Raw genomic sequence first — 1620 nt, 5'->3', positions numbered from 1 at the left:
GTATTCAAAGAAAGGCGACCCAGGCATAGCCGCCCCTACGGGGTGCCCATTTGTGCAGTACAAATGGCGGCTACACATGGGAACTGCTGAAAGTCAAAAGCAACGTCAAAATCAAACCCAACAGCAACAACAACAACAACAACAACAACAACAACAACAACAACAACAACAACAACAACAACAACAACAACAACAACAAGCATGTCGCCCTTACGCTATTTCCTCATAAACATATACACCCCGTGACGCCCAAGCCTGACAAAGTTAAAATAGCAGCTTCATCCCCTACCCTGCATAGTCAACCACCATGAGCGAATTTGTACTTACCTCCGTCAAGAACAATATAGGTTACATCACCCTAGGCAGACCCAAAGCATTGAACTCGCTGTCTCTCGATATGGTAAGAGCGCTGACAACGACCTTGCTGGCCTGGCGTGATGATCAAAGCGTGCGTGCGGTGTTCATTCACAGCAGCAGCGAGAAGGCATTTTGTGCGGGTGGGGATATCCGTTTTTTCTATGACGTAGGCACTGCCACGCCCAAAGGTGACTCAGCCCTGCTGGAAGATTTTTTTACGGAAGAATATGCCTTAAATCATTTAATCCATTTCTACCCCAAACCCTATATCGCGCTGATGAATGGCGTGGTGATGGGCGGTGGCATGGGTATCGCCCAGGCAGGTGAAGATTGCCGTTTGCGCATCGTTACAGAGCGTACCAAGATGGCCATGCCGGAAGTGAATATTGGTCTTTTCCCTGATGTGGGCGGCGGTTATTTTCTGTCCCGTACTCAAGGTGAAATTGGTACTTATCTGGGGCTGACTGGCGAGATCATTACCGCCGCAGATGCCATCTATGCAGGGTTGGCGGATGTCTATATACCTACTGCAGAAATACCAGCATTGATGAGTTTGCTCAGTGAAAGCACGGCCACAGACCTGCGTCTGGCGATACGCGATTTCGCTGCGCCTTTTGCTGACCAAGCAAAACCGGATACCAGCAAACTGGCAACGCAACATGCGGCCATCAATGACATTTTCGCAGGCAATAGCGTCACTAGCATCTGTGAAAGACTGCAGCAAAACAGCAGCGAATTCGCTCAGCAAACCCTGGCCACCATGCAAAAGCGTTCCCCTCTGCTGATGTCAGTCACGCTGGAACAACTGCGCCGCAGCAAAGACATGACAGTATCAGCCTGTCTGCGCATGGAAAGAAACATGGTACGCCATTGCTTCAAGCACGGTGAAGTGCTGGAAGGTGTACGGGCGTTGGTGGTAGATAAAGACAATACGCCACGCTGGTCACCTGCTACATTGGCTGAAGTGACCGCAGAACAAGTGACAGGATTCTTTGCTGAAGCCTGGCCTGCGCATGCGCATCCTTTGCGGTATTTGGAAGGGTGATTGAAGAGCTGATTATTTAAGAATATTAAATCAATCGCCAATACAGAATTTGCACAAAGGTCGCATTGACGTTGCTTTTGAAGTTGCGGTTGCTTTTGAATTTTGCAGTTCCCATGTGTAGCCGCCGTTTGTGCGGTACAGAAAATGGATTAAGAAGGACCGCTGTCTGAGCGAAGCGAGTTTCGGGCCTTCCCATTTTTTGTACTGCATAAACGGGA

3 protein-coding genes are annotated in these 1620 nt (G+C 49.2%); 2 read left to right on the top strand and 1 reads right to left on the bottom strand.

Annotation, left to right across the window (positions count from 1 at the left end):
• A partial coding sequence (locus ACO0LD_RS31685) for a hypothetical protein (protein ID WP_423013514.1) occupies positions 1-229 on the top strand: 229 nt, incomplete at its 5' end.
• Positions 230-307: 78 nt separating this feature from the next.
• Positions 308-1402, top strand: coding sequence for an enoyl-CoA hydratase/isomerase family protein (locus tag ACO0LD_RS31680; RefSeq protein ID WP_423013512.1), 1095 nt, complete (start codon positions 308-310; stop codon positions 1400-1402).
• A gap of 25 nt (positions 1403-1427) precedes the next feature.
• On the opposite strand, the gene ACO0LD_RS31675 is transcribed toward ACO0LD_RS31680, so the two are convergent.
• Positions 1428-1620: hypothetical protein (locus ACO0LD_RS31675; RefSeq protein WP_423013510.1), on the bottom strand; the 193-nt coding region annotated here is incomplete at its 5' end.

This window comes from Undibacterium sp. Ji83W, from assembly GCF_049340385.1.
GTDB lineage: Bacteria > Pseudomonadota > Gammaproteobacteria > Burkholderiales > Burkholderiaceae_D > Undibacterium.
This window is presented reverse-complemented; position numbering and strand designations above follow the sequence as displayed.